Genomic DNA, 15,859 nt, shown 5'->3' on the forward strand with positions numbered 1-15,859 from the left:
GGATTTTTCTTAATTGATATTGGCTTTAGCGAAGATGATGCATACGCCCTTTTTGCTAGAACTAAACGTGAATGTGAGGTGGCATGATGGATATTGAAAAATTAAAAGCTGAATTTGAGCAAACCGAATGCTTTAAACGTCTTGAGCATGTTGCACAGTACACATTTTTTGAATTTGGAGCATACATCAAACGTACTGATGTTCCTGCTGATATTGAAAAGAAGTGTGGAAAATTAATCACAGCCCTTCTTTTTAGCTGGTCTGCCTGGAAGCAAGCCAAAGCCCACGAAGCAAAAAAACTCGAAGGCTGCGTGGTGGTGCCAAAAGATCAGATTGAAGTTTGGTGGCAAGACAGTGAAGAGCCTGAGAATTTTGCAACTAAAGAAGATGATTTATCTTTTATTGCTCAGCATATTCAAGATGATGAAATCATGGAAATTAATGAGCATCATACAATCCACTTGCCATCAATCACAAAATTTGGAGCTTGGGTTTATCAAAGTGGTCAACGCACATTCTTTGTTGGCAATAAAGATGAAGTAGAAGCAGCAAGGGGCGGAAATGATGAGTAATTTAAAGGACAAAATCGTATTAATTATTCGTGATATTTGTGAGCTTTCAGATAGGTCAAGCCCTGAAGAATACCCTGATCATTTGCTTGTTCTACCAGATGAACTAGAAATGTTTATTAGTCAACGTTTGGCTGAATGTTTCCCAAATATTTTAGAAGCAGCTACAGAAATCTGGTGTGACAATGGCAGGATTAATCGTCATGAGCCATACGGTGTAAAAGTTGAATTATTAAATCAATGGTTGATGACTTTAGACAGCAATGAATTAATGTTGGCTGAAACAGAGCTGTCTAAATTAAGCGAAGATGATCTTCATACTCTATGCTGCGGTGAAGAAACAGAACAAGAGCGCATTGGTTCGCCATTCATCAATGAATTTCTAAATAGAATTTTTGATGAAGAATATGAGCCAAAAGCAGCGAGGGACGGAAATGAGTAATCAGAAAATTAAAACTTGTGACCATTGTGATGATGGAAATGGAGAATGTATTTTTCCTTATTTCGGACTTGGCCCTCATATTCATACAACACCAATTGGTGGTACAGAATTTTTAGATGCGCCATTACCTGAAAACTTTAGCCCAGATGGCGATGGGCTTGGTGTTTATACTCATTGCTTAAACTGTGGTGGGGAAGGAACTTTTGATGGTGTAGTTTTAGAACCGAAAGCAGATACGGAGGGGTGAATGAGAACTACAGCAGAACTTGATTTGCTTGAGCAGATTTACATTGAAATGCAAGAACTAAAAAGGCGCATGGAAAATAACCAAGAAAGGCGTATTGGTCGCCAAGAGTTTGCTCACATGCTAAATATTGAACCTGAAACACTGGATGCTCGAATTAGAGAGGGTCGATACCAGAAGCCGCACAAAGATGGTCGCAAAAGTTTTTGGCTTCTATCTTATGTTCAAGCAGTAGTCACAAACATATCGGAATCTGATACAGTAGCCGCTTAATAAGCGGCTTTGTTTTATTTCGCAATTCATTAAATGAGTATGAATGTGAGTATGAAATAAGTAAATGAAAACAATTTTTAATAAATTCAAAAGGTTGAATTAAAAATGCTTCTGATGATCGACAACTATGACTCATTTACTTACAACATCGTCCAGTATTTTGGCGAGTTGAACCAAGAAGTAAAAGTCGTTCGTAATGATCAAGTGACATTAGAGGACATTGAACGATGGCAGCCAAAATACTTGGTTATAGGTCCAGGTCCTTGCTCACCAAGTGAAGCAGGAATTTCTATTCCTGCAATTAACCATTTTGCGTGTAAAATTCCTTTATTGGGTGTCTGTCTTGGGCATCAAGCGATTGGGCAGGCATTTGGTGGCAAAATTATCCGTGCTAAAACGGTTATGCATGGTCGTTTATCTGATATGCATCACAGTGACAAAGGAATTTTTAGTCATTTACCATCCCCGTTTGCTGCTACACGTTACCACTCATTGGTAATTGAGCAAGAAACGTTGCCAGAATGTCTAGAGGTGACGTGCTGGACGAACCAAACAGATGGCACAATTGAAGAAATTATGGGTGTGAAACATAAAACACTTCCTGTTGAAGGCGTTCAGTTCCATCCCGAATCTATTTTGAGCGAACATGGTCATCAAATTTTTAAAAACTTCTTAGATATTTACGCTTAATTACTAAGTTTTATTTAAAAACAGCTTATTTGTATTAATAAGCTGTTTTTATTTTGAACATATAAAATCACTATATAACTCATACACACTAGACCTCTTGCGAAAGTAAAAAATTGTTTATACTAGTCCCATGAAGTATGAAAATTTAACTAGATTTAATGATGAGGAATTTAAACGACTTGTTGGAGTTCCTCGCCCATTATTCTTAAAAATGGTATCAGTGTTACAACATGCTGAACTTGCCAAGAAAAAATCTGGAAGACCTCATTCGTTGTGTTTAGAGGATCAATTGTTTTTAACTTTAAATTACTTACGCTGTTATAGAACTCAAATTGAGTTATCCGCCGACTATAACCTAGCTGAAAGTAATGTGAATCGTACGATTCAGAAAGTTGAAAATGCTCTGATTCAATCACGGATTTTCGCATTGCCTAAAAGGAGTCAAAAGTTTAGTGAAGAGGATTATGTAATCGTTGATCTCACTGAGTCACAGATTGAGCGTCCCAAAAAAACAAAGAAAATTCTATAGCGGTAAAAAGAAGAAACATACGCTAAAAACACAGGTCATTTTTAACCCAAAATTAAAGCAAATTGTAAGTATACAGATTGAAGATGGCAGAAAACACGATCTGACGATTGCGCGTAAGTATTTGAAGGAGATGGTCATCTATCCTTATATCATGGCAGATTTAGCTTATAAAGGATTTCATCAGATTAAGAGTAAGTTACTCGTTCCAATCAAGAAACCTAAGAATTTATCATTACCCCAAATAGCAAAAAAGATCAACCAAGAAATCAGTCGGCGTAGGATCACAATTGAACATATCAACGGCAAACTTAAACATTTTCGGATATTAACAGAACGCTATAGAAATAGACGGAAACGCTTTGGTCTAAGAATGAATTTAATTGCTGGAATGGTGAATTGAATGCTCTTAAATTAACTTTCGCAAGAGATCTACTGATTATTTTTTCAGCACTAAAATCAGGACTTAAAGATTTAATTCAAAGCAAATCATTCTTTCTAAAAAATTAAAATATTTTTCATGTATTTCAGAAGAAAAAATTCATCATTATTTTTTCTAGTCTTGAAATTCCTTTTAATTTTTTAGATTAAGTATAGTCATAGGAAGGATTAAGCTTCATGGGCGCCGAATAATAGAATCTGAATCATTATTTTCTAGAGATCTCCCCCTGAAATATCAATCAGGATAACCTATTGTGAATATCTTAGTTTTATTGAATATTATTGTTCTTTCTTGTTGATTGCAGGATTATTTTTTAGCTACCGACAAGATTGGAGTCTTTCTAAAAAAGTACTGATCGGTATGATGGCAGAGTAAAACTTGAAGTGCGACATAAACAATTGGGTGTTCCAGAAGGCATCGCCAGTTTTTCAGGATCATTTGGAGCAACAATAGGTCAAAATGGTTGTGCTGGTTTATACCCAGCTATGCTTGTGGTTATGGTAGCGCCTACAGTAGGAATTAATCCTCTTGATCCTTTATGCATAGCGCAACTGGTAACAATCGTTACACTGAGTTCAATCGGTGTCGCAGCTGTTGGCGGCGATGCAACTTTTGCTGCTTTAATTGTATTACCAGCAATGGGATTACCAGTTACTTTAGTGGCTTTGCTGATTTCGATTGAACCGTTAATTGATATGGGCCGTACGGCTTTAAATGTAAATGGCTCCATGACTGCCGGAGTGGCAACAAGTCGAATACTTGGGCTTAGAAACAGCACAAATAACGATTGATCAAATATTGTTTCAATCAAAGCCAATCATTCGATTCGATGATTGGCTTTTGATTTTATACAGATCATGATTAGAAAAGATTAAGAACCACTCTAGCTAGCTATTTAAATTAAAATCTAAGCACAAACATAAAACTGAGACTATTTTCTGCTAACATAGCCGATTAGCAAGTGAGCCATTTCTCACAAAACCAAGCCCTTCTCCTTTACTAACCAACTTCACTTAAGAATTTTAATCATTAATGCTGTAACTCATGACTATGAATATCCAACAGGCTCTTAATCACATTACCAAAAACATTCATCTTACCCAGCCACAAATGGAAGATGTCATGCGTAGCATTATGCAGGGCGAAGCAACTGATGCACAAATCGGTGCGCTGATGATGGGCTTGCGCATGAAAGGTGAAAGTATTGATGAAATCACTGCAGCAGCACGCATTATGCGTGAGTTTGCAATTAAAATTGATGTGAGTGATATTCCTCACTTGGTCGATATTGTCGGCACAGGTGGAGATGGTCAGAATTTATTTAACGTCTCTACAGCTTCAAGTTTCGTTATCGCTGCTGCTGGTGCAACGATTGCCAAACATGGTAACCGTGGCGTGTCGAGTAAGTCAGGTTCATCCGATGTACTCGAACAAATGGGAATTCAGCTTGATTTAGATATGCAACAAACCGAACGCTGCATCCGTGAAATGGGTGTAGGTTTCCTATTTGCACCAAATCATCATAAAGCCATGCGTTATGCAGTTGCACCTCGTCGTGAGTTGGGTATTCGTAGTATTTTTAATTTACTTGGTCCATTAACCAATCCTGCTGGTGTGAATCGTTTTGTGATTGGGGTATTTTCAGATGAGTTATGCCGCCCTATCGCTGAAGTATTAAAGCAGTTGGGTGCAGTGCATGTACTGGTTGTACACTCTAAAGATGGTTTAGATGAGATCAGTCTTGCAGCACCAACCACAGTTGCTGAACTGAAAGATGGCGAAATTACTGAATGGACTTTGACACCAGATGATGTAGGTATTCCATCTCAAACCCTCACTGGTTTAGTGGTGAATAGTTCAGAAGAAAGCTTAAAGCTAATCAAAGATGCTTTAAGCCGTGACAAATCAGAAATTGGTGAAAAAGCAGCAAACATGATTGCACTCAATGCAGGTGCAGGTATTTATGTTGCTGGTATCACCAAGACTTACAAGCAAGCAGTTGAGTTCGCTCAAGATATTCTGTACGGCGGACAAGCCTTAGAAAAAATGAGTATCTTGGCTGAATTTACCAAGACATTGAAACAATATCAGGCAGACTAAGGACTTCTCATGATCGATATTCAAAATACCATTTTAGGTAAAATTGTTGACCGCAAACATGAGGAGCTTGCAACACGTTTAAAACAACGTAGTTTGCATGATGTAGAACAGTGGGCAAAAGAAGCAACACCAGTGCGTGGTTTTGCTAAGGCTTTGCAACATAAACGTCCAGCCGTTATTGCTGAAATTAAAAAAGCGTCACCTTCTAAAGGTGTTATTCGTGCAGATTTCAATCCTGCTGAAATTGCACAGCAATATGAACAAGCAGGTGCTGCTTGCTTGTCTGTATTGACAGATGTGGATTTCTTCCAAGGCGCGGATGAAAATATTGCGATTGCACGTAATCACTGTGCCCTACCTGCGTTGCGCAAAGATTTCTTGGTTGATCCTTATAATGTTGTTGAAGCACGTGCGCTGCATGCCGATTGTATTTTATTGATCGTGGCATGTTTATCAGATCAACAACTTGAAGAAATGTCAAAAACTGCATTTGAGCATCAACTTGATGTATTGGTTGAAGTGCATGATGAATATGAATTAGAACGTGCGTTAAAGCTTTCTGAGCAATGTATTTTGGGTGTCAATAACCGTAATCTTAAAACCTTTGAGGTGGATTTAAATACTTCATTACGTTTAAAGAAATTGTTACCTGCTTCGCGTGTATTGGTTACTGAAAGTGGTATTGCAACTCCTGCTGATGTAGAAATGATGCAAGCCAATGATATTCATACTTTCCTTGTCGGTGAAAGCTTTATGAAACAGCCTCGTCCAGATCAAGCGTTTACTGAGTTGTTTGGAAAGCCTGAACAGGTTTAAATTTATGGGGTTCAAGGTGAAATTTTGCCTTGAACCTTTTAAATGATGCTAGAACTAAATATAAGTTCTTAATAAAGAATAAAAATTAGAGTTAGAAAATACCAATAGATTAATCAACGATTAAAGACTGATGAAAAAACATGAGTAATTTTTTATTAATTCTAGGGCTGATCTTTTTAGTTGGCTTTCCAATTTATAGTCATCTCTATTGCTATCAAAAAATTCAGAAGTTCAAAGATCCAAGAGTATTTTATTTCTTTAGTTTAATTCCTGGAGTTATCTTTATTAGCAGTGGAATGTACTTTTCCCCTGTAGATACATTTATTAAATCTGAAGAATGCGGTGTAGTAGAACAATATAAAACTTTTCAGAAACGGAAAGGTCACTTCGAGCGGCTAGCGATTGTGATGGATCAATCTGGTTATATTCGTTATTTTGACTTCGATGATACTTTACCCCGTGTTCAAATTAACCAACATATTTGCTTTGAACTGTACGACCGTTTTAAAAATAAAGGCTTAAACCAATCACGAATTATAAGGATTCTAACTCCCTCTTAATGAATGAAAAATTACAAACGTAGCTTCCGTAGATAATGGATAAAGAAACTAAATCAATTTATCCCTTCTATACTTTGAAGCATTTATCATCACTTTAAAGCTCATATCGCTCCATGAATGCAATTTAGTTCAAATCATCACGGTTTCAGACTATAATTTTACATCTCTCGTATCTTGCCTATTTTTCTAAACTTATGAGTAAAAATGATTCTTCGCTTTCTAAAGATCAGTTTAATTTACTGAAAGCTTTTAAAAAGCAAATCTCAAATCCTCAATCCAGCAATCTTGCTAAACAAGCAGAGATGAAAAAATCTCAAGCTGTTGAAGAAGAAGTGGAAGATACTGAGCTTTTTAAAAAAGCCTTAACAGGTGTAAAGCCAATTGATAACGGTAACATTGCACAAATCAAACCGAAACGCGTAAAAAAAATTGATGCGCAAACCCTTGCAAAACGTGCAGCAGCTGAAGGTAGCACTGAACAGGAACTCACTGAGATTTCAGATACTCAAGCGATTTTGAATCCTGTGGCAAGCCAAGCTGCATTAAGCTATCGAATTGCAACTTTACAGCACAAAGTATTTGAAGACTTAAAAGCAGGTAAAATTCGCTGGTTTGAAGCTGTAGATTTACATGGTTGTACTGTCGAGCAAGCACGCGCCGCAGTTTTACAAATCATTCAGATGGCTAAAGACGAAAATCAAAATGTCATCAAAATTGTTCACGGTAAAGGACCTGAAGCCATTTTAAAAACCTATGTCAATGGCTGGCTTAGACAACATCGTGATGTACTTGCATTTGTCAGCGCACCTGAAAATCAAGGGGGTACTGGTGCTGTTTTAGTGCTCTTAAAACGTGCAGAAAAGAACCCAAAGCATAAACAATAATCGGCATTTGGTTCAAAATTAAGTTTTTGAGTCGTTTTCTGATACAATTCCCGTTTTGTTCAACCCACCTAAGTGAACATTGTTATGTCTATGCAGCAATCGTACGCAAATATTTTAACTGCCGTTGGTGAAGATCTAAATCGCCCAGGCTTAAAAGATACGCCTATGCGTGCGGCTAAAGCTTTTTCTTTTTTAACTTCTGGTTATAGCAAAACCCTTGAAGAAGTTACAAATAGTGCGGTTTTCCCATCCGATAACCATGAAATGGTATTGGTCAAAAATATCGAGTTTTATTCGCTTTGTGAACATCACCTTCTCCCTTTTTATGGTCGTGTCCATATTGCTTATTTACCCGAAGGTCAAGTTTTAGGTCTTTCTAAATTTGCGCGTATTACTGAAATGTTTGCACGTCGTTTGCAGATTCAAGAAAACTTGACTCAACAAATTGCTGAAGCTGTTGCCGAGGTGACACAAGCACGTGGTGTGGCTGTAGTGATCGATTCTGCACATATGTGTATGATGATGCGCGGTGTTGGTAAGCAAGAATCTACCACTCGTACTGTTTCTTTTGTGGGTGATTTTAAAACGGACAAAGATGCACGTCGTGAGTTTTTAAGCGCTGTCCCTGAAAGTTATTAATCAGAGCATTGTCATGTCTTCAATCCAATTAGCAGGCTTTGGTGAGTTAATTCAATCTGAAGCCAGCATTGATTATCCTCGGCCTGATCGTTTGGTTAAGGGCAATCCACAACGTCTTACCTATGACTTATATACACACCCACATATGGGATGTGGAATTTGGCAATGTGAAGTGGGTGCTTGGAACATTCAGTTTGCAGACAATAAACAAGAGTTCTTTCAAGTCATTGAAGGTGTTGTTCGTATTCATGATCCCAAAACAGATTCATATATTGAAGTTTCTGCGGGCCATGCAGGTATTATCCCACCCTCATTTGTCGGTACATTTGAAGTCATTGAAGCGGTTAAAAAATACTACGTCATCGTTGAGGTCTAGATACTGGAAATTAACCTGCTCCTAGTGATATCTTATCTAAAAAAACAGAACATAGCCTAAACCTACTTTATTCCAGTCTTTATGATCTTGTTGTTCAAAATCCCAATTCAGACGCAGAGTATGATTTGTATTCAGACTATATTGTAGCTGTGTACCGACTCTTAAATTCCACTGGTTCTGATTTTGCCAATACGGCAGTTCAACTTGCACCACACTATTAATATTATCAGACCATACGTTCATACACCCTACAGTCGGCCCAGCTCCAACGCGCCAACCTTTATCTAATTTTTTTCCACCTTGAATATGGCTTTGTAGTTGGGCATAACACAGATGTCGACGATCATAATCTGCCATGCTATAACCAACTTGCATATTTAGATTCATTACACCATGTTGCACATCTTCACTGAACTTCCCATTTTCAATTGCTTCCTGTTTCCAACCTAGATTAAATCCCCAAGTTAACGGCGATTTAAAAGGTTGAACTGGATTATAAGAATTCACCGATAATAGATCTAAATGTTCGAGCTTGAGCTTGTCATCACGATATCGCAGACTACCATCTAAAAACAGTAATTGTGTGCCTGTGCGATAACCCCCTTGTGGATCAATCAAATCGTGATAGGCCTGACGATGACCCAGCTCCACAAACTTTTGTCCTTGCACATCACCCACATTCACTGACAAATTACGTGCATGATGCCCTTCTACAGGCTGTTTTTTAGGGTGCTCTGGTTGTTGACGTTGCTTTTCAACTTGAATTTGACTTCTTTCAGCAAGAAGCTGCCTTAATTTTGGCTGAGCAATATTGGCATCAACTTGACGGCTGATATATTGTAGATATAAATCATCGTAAGCCATTTCTAAAATCTTGGCCTGATCTTGCTGACTATATGTTTTTAGCATGGATTGAACTTGGTCAGTCTCGGTAAAAGCAATTTGATGGGCAACTTTAGCCAAATCTGTACCATGTTGTTTGGCTTGCGAAAGTAGTTGAGTTTCCAATGCAGGACGATAGACCACTTCTTTAACTAAAGCTTGCTGATCAACAGCCTTTAAGGTTTCGATTGGAATTGCAGCGTAAATAAACTGCTGTTTTAGGTTTAAATCGGGACGTACTAAATCAATTAGGCCTAATAAACGATAAGCACAATTATCACTGACGAAATAATAGGGAAAACTCACATGCTGCATTTCCCAAATATGTTCAACCAAAAAAAGAGTTTCTTCAGGTGTTAAATTTAGCTCATATTCCCATAGATCACGGCTTTCAAAATCACCATACTCTTTTACTTTACGATAATACGGCATTAGTGAATATTCACCGGGATACTGTCCTGTTAAACCTTTCCATGCATAAGACCAGTTATCATCACCTTTCACTGTGGCCGCATAATTTACTGCATAGGAAACCAAATTGAGTTGTTTCTGATCTTTAGGGTCTAATCGTAACAAAGTATGCCCAAACATCGAACTCGGATTGCCCATAAAGTCAGTGGCATAAATCAAAGTGGCTTTATGCGGCTTGATTTGATTGATCCAATCATTAAATTCAACGCAATTTACTTTTGGAAGTTGTTGTACATCAATATTGAGTTGCTGCATCAACCAACGACTACGTGCAGGAAACTTACAACGAATGGATTGGTTATCTGGGGCTTGAACAAACAAGGCTTTAATATTTGCTTGTAATTCACTATTTAAATTTGTTTTTCCATCTGTGGCATAAAAATAACCAGCATAAGTGACTTCACTGTTTTGTTTTTGATCGGCATACATCAAGCGTTGCCATGTGGTTTTATGATCTAATTGTTTTTGTTGAGCAAGGTCTAAATACTTTTGTAAATTAGATTCAACCGAGGCATATGTAAAATGACATATCAAAGACGTAAATACAAAAGTAGCTAATTTCATTCAATCGCAATTTTTTAAATAATCAGAATAGGTATAAGAAAACCCTGCCATTAAGACAGGGTTTTATGTTCAAACGTATTAAACGTATGCTTTAAGCACAGCGTCTTTTGCCATCACGCTTTGTAAAGCATCTAAAACTTGAAGTGAGTTTGTATTTTTGCTTGAATAAATTTCAGCAAAGTTTGCTTTAGACACAGCAAAGAAGCGTGCTTTGTCGTTGGCTTTGATTTGCATTAATTCAGCAAGTACATTTAAGCTTTCGCCTTGACCAACCGCCATATCACGCGCTAAAGACTCTGCATTTTCATTGGTAAATATCACAACTTGAGCCGTTACTGTACCACCTTGACGGCATCCTAAAGTACCGAATGTGATCCCTAATAATTGGTTAGTAAAAATTCCATTGGTTGTTGCTGCAAGGATTTTAGGTGCAATACCTTTTTGACCTGCCCAAATTTGTGTACCAGCACCGCAACCAACATCATTATCAGCCATTGCAACACTTGAGCCAGCTGCTAGCAAAGCTGCTAATGCAATTTTTTTTAACATAAGAAATGTCTCCAGTCTCAATTATTTTTAACTATTTGTTATCACTATTGTGCTGTGTAATTGTTCTTACACAAGGATTAACATAACGAGGTTAAACTTTTTTAGCAAATAAATTTTGAAATATATATGAAATATTCATAACAAAAAGGAGCTCAATAAAAGCTCCTTTTGCACGACTAAAATCTTTTAACGCAATCGCCAAGATCCATTTTTATCCCGCACACCTAATATTTTTAAAACCAAAACTAAACTTAAAAGTAATAATAGATACCAAGAACCTAACTTGCCCCAACCCACCATATGCCAAGCATCAACTTGACTCGGATATAACCAGATTTTATAAAATGTACTAATGTTTTCTGCAATCCAAATCAAGAATGCAAGCACCAATAGTACAGGTAACATCGGAACTTTAAACTGATGCTGTTGTAATTGAAAATAAAGTTTGGTCTTCCAAAAAATAATAATACTCCAAACAAATAAAACCATTCGATAGTCAGGAATAAAAAACTTGGTCATAAAATTAAGGTAAGACAACACTGCTAAACACAGCATATTACCAAAATTCGGCAAATTCTCGAATGAAACATTATAGAGTCGCAAAGACCGAGCAAAAAAACTACCCACTGCTGAATACATAAACCCTGCAAACAATGGCACAGTCAGTAATTTAAATATGGCTGGTTGAGGATATTGCCATGAGGCAATCGCTGGATGGGTCAAAAATATTTCCATTCCCATCGCCATGAGATGGAATAAAGCAATCACTTTCGCTTCTGCCCACGATTCGAGCTTTAAATAAATCAGACAGGCTTGAATAATCAGTGCATAAAACAACAAATAATCGTAACGAAAAAATCCCCAATATTCATGACTTCCCATCGGTGCGGTGACTGCAAATGCAATCAAAAGCAACAACCCAAATAAGGCAGCCGAAGCTGCCTTAAAGATAAAGTTGAGCGGTAATACAATCAACTGCACAAAACTGATCCTAGCGCATTTACTTTGAAATGATTAAAAATATCAACCTAAATATTTAGTACTATATTCATGAACAGTATCTACAAAAATCTTAGGCTGTGCTGGATCGACCCATTGGGTAATACCATGACCTAAGTTTGCGATATACCCTGTTTTTTCACCATTGGCATACGCATCATCCAACATCGCTTTCACAGATTTTTCAATTGAAGCAGCTGAACCATAAAGCACCGCAGGATCTAAATTCCCTTGTAAAGCAGCACGCCCTGCGACCACATCACGTGCAGTATAAAGCGGTGTAGTCCAATCTAGGCCAAACGCATCAGCGCCTGTGGTCAACATTGTCTCCAACCACTGACCGCCACCTTTGGTGAACACAATAATCGGAATACGTTGACCATCCTTTTCACGTTGTAATCCTGCAATAATCTTGGTCATATAGTTCAGTGAGAATTCAATATATTCCCTATGCGCTAGCGCACCACCCCAGCTATCAAAAATTTGAATCGCTTGAGCGCCTGCATCAATTTGAGCATTCAGATAATCAATCACTGAATCAGCAAGATGATCAAGTAAGGCATGTAAAACTTCGGGTTGCGCATACATCATATTCTTAATGAAGCGGAATTCTTTACTTGAACCACCTTCAACCATATAGGTTGCTAAGGTCCAAGGGCTGCCCGAAAAACCAATCAGCGGCACTTGTCCATTTAAAGCAGATCGAATCGTTGAAACTGCATTCATGACATAAGCGAGATCTGATTTAGAATTTAGTTTAGGTAAATTCGCCACATCTTGTTCAGTGCGCACTGTTTTATGAAACTTTGGTCCTTCACCTGTTTCAAAATACAAACCTAAACCTAAAGCATCAGGTATAGTCAAAATATCGGAAAATAAAATCGCAGCATCAAGCTCATAGCGGCGTAACGGTTGTAATGTTACCTCGCAGGCAAATTCAGTATTTTTACATAGAGATAAGAAATCGCCTGCCTGAGCACGAGTTTCACGATATTCTGGTAAATAACGCCCTGCTTGACGCATCATCCAAACGGGTGTGGTGTCTACAGGTTCACGTAATAAAGCTCGTAAAAAACGATCATTTTTCAACGTTGTCATTACCAATCTCTAAATTTTTTCATGTTGAGTGCATCATAGCAAAGTTAACCTCGAATTTATAATTGAAAACCCATACAACAAATCAGACTTCAACTATTTTTTTTACTTGGACACAAAACTGCTACTGCAAGCTGTTCTATTTTCTGTAATACTTGCAATATCTTATATCTCAATATGAATAATTCTTAAGGTTGAATTACATGTTTGTTCGCTCATTACTCGCTATGAGTTTAAGTTGTATTCTTGCTAATGTTGCTTTTGCTGCCCCAACAACTGAGCAACCATTAAATCCAAAAAAAATTTCAGCTTCAGTTCAAGATCCTATTGATCCATTATCTATCGAGCGTTCTGCTGCATCGAGTGTAATGGCTCAATCCGCATCAAGTGTTGCTGTTCAAGCTGCTTCTGAGCCACAAGTCAATACGGGAGCTGCTTCGGCAGTGTCTCAAAAACTAGAAAATGCACCCGATACCACGACTACAACAGCACCAGCTGTCAAAGTTTCATGGACTTTAGACAGTTTGAATACAGCTGACTGGTATGAAAATATTGGTAAAGGTCAATTTCCTGTATATGCACGTGCGCATGTGATGTTGAATAATGCTCACGCCTCACCAGGCGCAATTGATGGCTCAAATGGTAAAAATACACTAAAAGCAATTGCTTCATTTCAACAAATGAATGGCCTTACACCAACAGGTCAATTGACTAAAGAAACTTGGGATGCTTTAGTCGCTCAACAAACTAAACCAACTTATGTTGAATACACGATTACGGATGCAGATTTAAAAGGTCCTTACGCAAATTCAATCCCTTCTGACTATGCATTACAAGCAAAAATGAAAGGTTTGTACTACACGCGTGTAACAGAGATGTTGGGCGAAAAGTTTCATATGGATGAAGGTTTCCTCAAAAAATTAAATCCAACTGCAACCTTTAAGAAAGCAGGTGAAAAAATTGTTGTTGCCAATGTCCGTAACGACTTGCCTGAAGACATCCATTTAATCGTGGCGCATAAAGGCGCAAAACAGCTTTATCTGTTTAATAGCCGTAACCAGATGATTGCGTCATTTCCTGCGACAATTGGTAGTTCTGACACGCCTTCTCCAACAGGTACCTATAAAGTAGTCGGTGTTGCGAAAAATCCATACTACAGCTATTCGCCATCAAACTTTATTCAAGGAAAAAACCTTAAACCACTGACCTTACCACCAGGTCCAAATGCACCTGTGGGCAATATCTGGATTGGTTTAAGTAAAAAATCCTTTGGTATTCATGGTACACCAAACCCATCATTAATTTCCAAGACAGCATCACACGGTTGTATCCGTCTTACCAACTGGGATGCCAATGACCTCGGTGGAAAAGTACGCTCTGGCGTTACCGTTAAATTCCTCGAATAATTTAGATTGTTCAATAAAAAAACCGGATACTTGTGGTATTCGGTTTTTATATTCTTTACTCAACACTGGGAAGTGGTTGATAGTAAATCTGATTACGTCCAAGTTGTTTCGCTCTATATAGCGCTTTATCCGCAGTATGAATCACCGAATCTTGACTAATTTTAGGGTTTCCATTAAACACCGTAATACCCAAACTAATGGTCACATGATTAGAAACTAGTGATTTTTCATGTTGAATCATCTGCCGATCAATCGCTCGATAAATATTGGTTGCTACAGCATATGCACCTTGAGCAGATGTTTCTGGTAAAAGCACCACAAATTCCTCGCCCCCATAACGTGCAATGAAATCCATGTGCCGAATTGAGCTTTTAATCATTTTCGCAATCGCGGAAATAACTTGATCCCCCATCTGATGACCATAAAAATCGTTATAATTTTTAAAATAATCAATATCTATAAATAATACGGACATGGCCTTACTTTCTTTACAAGCGAGTTCATAGTAATAACTAAACATTTCTTCAAATGTACGTCTATTCGAAACTTTTGTTAACTCGTCATGTTGGCTTAAATGTAAAAGTTCAGATGCTTGTAAGCGTAGAATTCTCTCATCAATTTCAGATATTTTAGTTTTTAGAAATAATTTTCTGTCCTTAGAGGTGAGCATTACACTAATCGAAAAACCCAACAATAGACTTCCTATAAACGTACGCCCTAGCATTAAAAAATCACAGGGTACTTTGAGAAAGTATAACGACAATAAGATCACAATTGCTGCTGAAGAACCAATCCATAACATATGTTTGGGTTTAAGCCCACTCAAAATAAAACCCAGCATATATAAGAATGCAATCAACACCATCGACTGGTTTTGTAGCACCAGATTAGAAATACTCATCATTAACAATGAGGGAATGACAATTGTACAAAATACAATCACACAGGTTGCAGGATAAAATAATGGGTTAAGCCGTCTAAAACGAGAAAATGCCCAAAATAAAAATAGTGCTGCCGCGACAACAACCAAGCTTAAAATGCTATATACAAAATCTAAAATGAAATGGGTGCTTGCTCGAATGACCAACAAATTCGACGGTAAAATCAAAAGTACAAAAATCGCATATGTAATTACCCCTTGACCAAAGAACTGAATCGCATTGATTCTAGTTCGATCAATATTAAATTGCCAAAACTCATTTTCGAGTTGGGTAGGCAAATTTTTTTGTGTTTTCTTGGTTCTAGAATGTGCAATGACTAACTGTTCTAGATCTTCTTTTTCTTTACATAACTGCTTAATATCATATTGATTTTCCATCCCTCTCACTCTTC

General features: G+C 37.6%; 18 protein-coding genes and 1 pseudogene. 14 read left to right on the plus strand and 5 right to left on the minus strand.

From position 1 onward, the window contains the following. Positions 1–83 precede the first annotated feature (83 nt). From M5121_RS02575 to M5121_RS02635, 13 genes and pseudogenes are all read left to right on the plus strand, one after another. Positions 84–572: a hypothetical protein gene (locus tag M5121_RS02575; RefSeq protein ID WP_249570221.1), complete on the plus strand. Its 489-nt coding sequence runs from the start codon at positions 84–86 to the stop codon at positions 570–572. After that, entirely contained in the window at positions 562–1,011 is a 450-nt protein-coding gene (locus tag M5121_RS02580) for a hypothetical protein (RefSeq protein ID WP_249570222.1), read from the plus strand. The genes M5121_RS02575 and M5121_RS02580 overlap by 11 nt, the downstream gene beginning before the upstream one ends. Next, positions 1,004–1,258, plus strand: a complete 255-nt coding sequence (locus M5121_RS02585; RefSeq protein ID WP_249570223.1) for a hypothetical protein — start codon at positions 1,004–1,006, stop codon at positions 1,256–1,258. The genes M5121_RS02580 and M5121_RS02585 overlap by 8 nt, the downstream gene beginning before the upstream one ends. After that, a complete protein-coding gene (locus M5121_RS02590) occupies positions 1,259–1,528 on the plus strand; it encodes a helix-turn-helix transcriptional regulator (protein WP_249570224.1) in 270 nt (89 codons plus the stop codon). Positions 1,529–1,633: 105 nt separating this feature from the next. Further along, the gene (locus tag M5121_RS02595; RefSeq protein WP_249570225.1) at positions 1,634–2,218 is read left to right on the plus strand and encodes an anthranilate synthase component II; all 585 of its coding nucleotides are present in this window, start codon (positions 1,634–1,636) and stop codon (positions 2,216–2,218) included. Between the two features lie 130 nt (positions 2,219–2,348). Next, positions 2,349–3,147 (plus strand): IS5 family transposase gene (locus tag M5121_RS02600; RefSeq protein WP_249570226.1). Its coding sequence is split into 2 segments (ribosomal slippage): positions 2,349–2,731 and positions 2,730–3,147, totalling 801 coding nucleotides; the frame shifts between segments, so codons are not numbered across the junction. A gap of 425 nt (positions 3,148–3,572) precedes the next feature. Further along, positions 3,573–3,977: pseudogene (locus M5121_RS02605) on the plus strand (cation:dicarboxylate symporter family transporter); the annotation flags it as partial. Between the two features lie 259 nt (positions 3,978–4,236). Beyond that, entirely contained in the window at positions 4,237–5,286 is a 1,050-nt protein-coding gene (trpD, locus tag M5121_RS02610) for an anthranilate phosphoribosyltransferase (protein ID WP_249570371.1), read from the plus strand. Positions 5,287–5,295: 9 nt separating this feature from the next. Then, positions 5,296–6,102: an indole-3-glycerol phosphate synthase TrpC gene (gene trpC, locus M5121_RS02615; protein ID WP_249570227.1), complete on the plus strand. Its 807-nt coding sequence runs from the start codon at positions 5,296–5,298 to the stop codon at positions 6,100–6,102. A 140-nt stretch (positions 6,103–6,242) separates the two neighbouring features. Next, positions 6,243–6,662 (plus strand): hypothetical protein, encoded by a 420-nt coding sequence (locus tag M5121_RS02620; RefSeq protein ID WP_087536276.1) that lies wholly within the window; start codon positions 6,243–6,245, stop codon positions 6,660–6,662. 194 nt (positions 6,663–6,856) lie between these two features. After that, positions 6,857–7,546, plus strand: coding sequence for a Smr/MutS family protein (locus M5121_RS02625; RefSeq protein ID WP_249570228.1), 690 nt, complete (start codon positions 6,857–6,859; stop codon positions 7,544–7,546). 90 nt (positions 7,547–7,636) lie between these two features. Beyond that, positions 7,637–8,185 carry a GTP cyclohydrolase I FolE gene (gene folE, locus M5121_RS02630; RefSeq protein WP_017397502.1) on the plus strand — a complete coding sequence of 183 codons (549 nt, stop codon included), beginning with the start codon at positions 7,637–7,639 and terminating at the stop codon, positions 8,183–8,185. Between the two features lie 13 nt (positions 8,186–8,198). Next, a complete protein-coding gene (locus tag M5121_RS02635) occupies positions 8,199–8,561 on the plus strand; it encodes a cupin domain-containing protein (protein ID WP_249570229.1) in 363 nt (120 codons plus the stop codon). 36 nt (positions 8,562–8,597) lie between these two features. On the opposite strand, the gene M5121_RS02640 is transcribed toward M5121_RS02635, so the two are convergent. From M5121_RS02640 to hemE, 4 genes are all read right to left on the minus strand, one after another. After that, entirely contained in the window at positions 8,598–10,478 is a 1,881-nt protein-coding gene (locus M5121_RS02640; RefSeq protein WP_249570230.1) for an Lnb N-terminal periplasmic domain-containing protein, read from the minus strand. Positions 10,479–10,556: 78 nt separating this feature from the next. Then, positions 10,557–11,027, minus strand: a complete 471-nt coding sequence (locus tag M5121_RS02645; RefSeq protein WP_249570231.1) for a DUF3015 family protein — start codon at positions 11,025–11,027, stop codon at positions 10,557–10,559. A 186-nt stretch (positions 11,028–11,213) separates the two neighbouring features. Further along, positions 11,214–12,008, minus strand: coding sequence for a DUF817 domain-containing protein (locus M5121_RS02650; protein WP_249570232.1), 795 nt, complete (start codon positions 12,006–12,008; stop codon positions 11,214–11,216). 42 nt (positions 12,009–12,050) lie between these two features. Then, on the minus strand, positions 12,051–13,124 hold the full coding sequence (gene hemE / locus M5121_RS02655) for a uroporphyrinogen decarboxylase (protein WP_249570233.1): 1,074 nt from the start codon (positions 13,122–13,124) through the stop codon (positions 12,051–12,053). 200 nt (positions 13,125–13,324) lie between these two features. On the opposite strand from hemE, the gene M5121_RS02660 reads away from it, so the two are divergent. Next, complete coding sequence (locus tag M5121_RS02660; RefSeq protein ID WP_249570234.1) at positions 13,325–14,527, plus strand: L,D-transpeptidase family protein; 1,203 nt, start codon at positions 13,325–13,327, stop codon at positions 14,525–14,527. A gap of 55 nt (positions 14,528–14,582) precedes the next feature. Here M5121_RS02660 and M5121_RS02665 read toward each other — a convergent pair whose 3' ends face one another. Then, positions 14,583–15,845 (minus strand): GGDEF domain-containing protein, encoded by a 1,263-nt coding sequence (locus M5121_RS02665; RefSeq protein WP_249570235.1) that lies wholly within the window; start codon positions 15,843–15,845, stop codon positions 14,583–14,585. Positions 15,846–15,859: the final 14 nt, after the last annotated feature.

Source organism: Acinetobacter sp. ANC5681 (genome assembly GCF_023488045.1).
Classification (GTDB): Bacteria; Pseudomonadota; Gammaproteobacteria; order Pseudomonadales; family Moraxellaceae; genus Acinetobacter.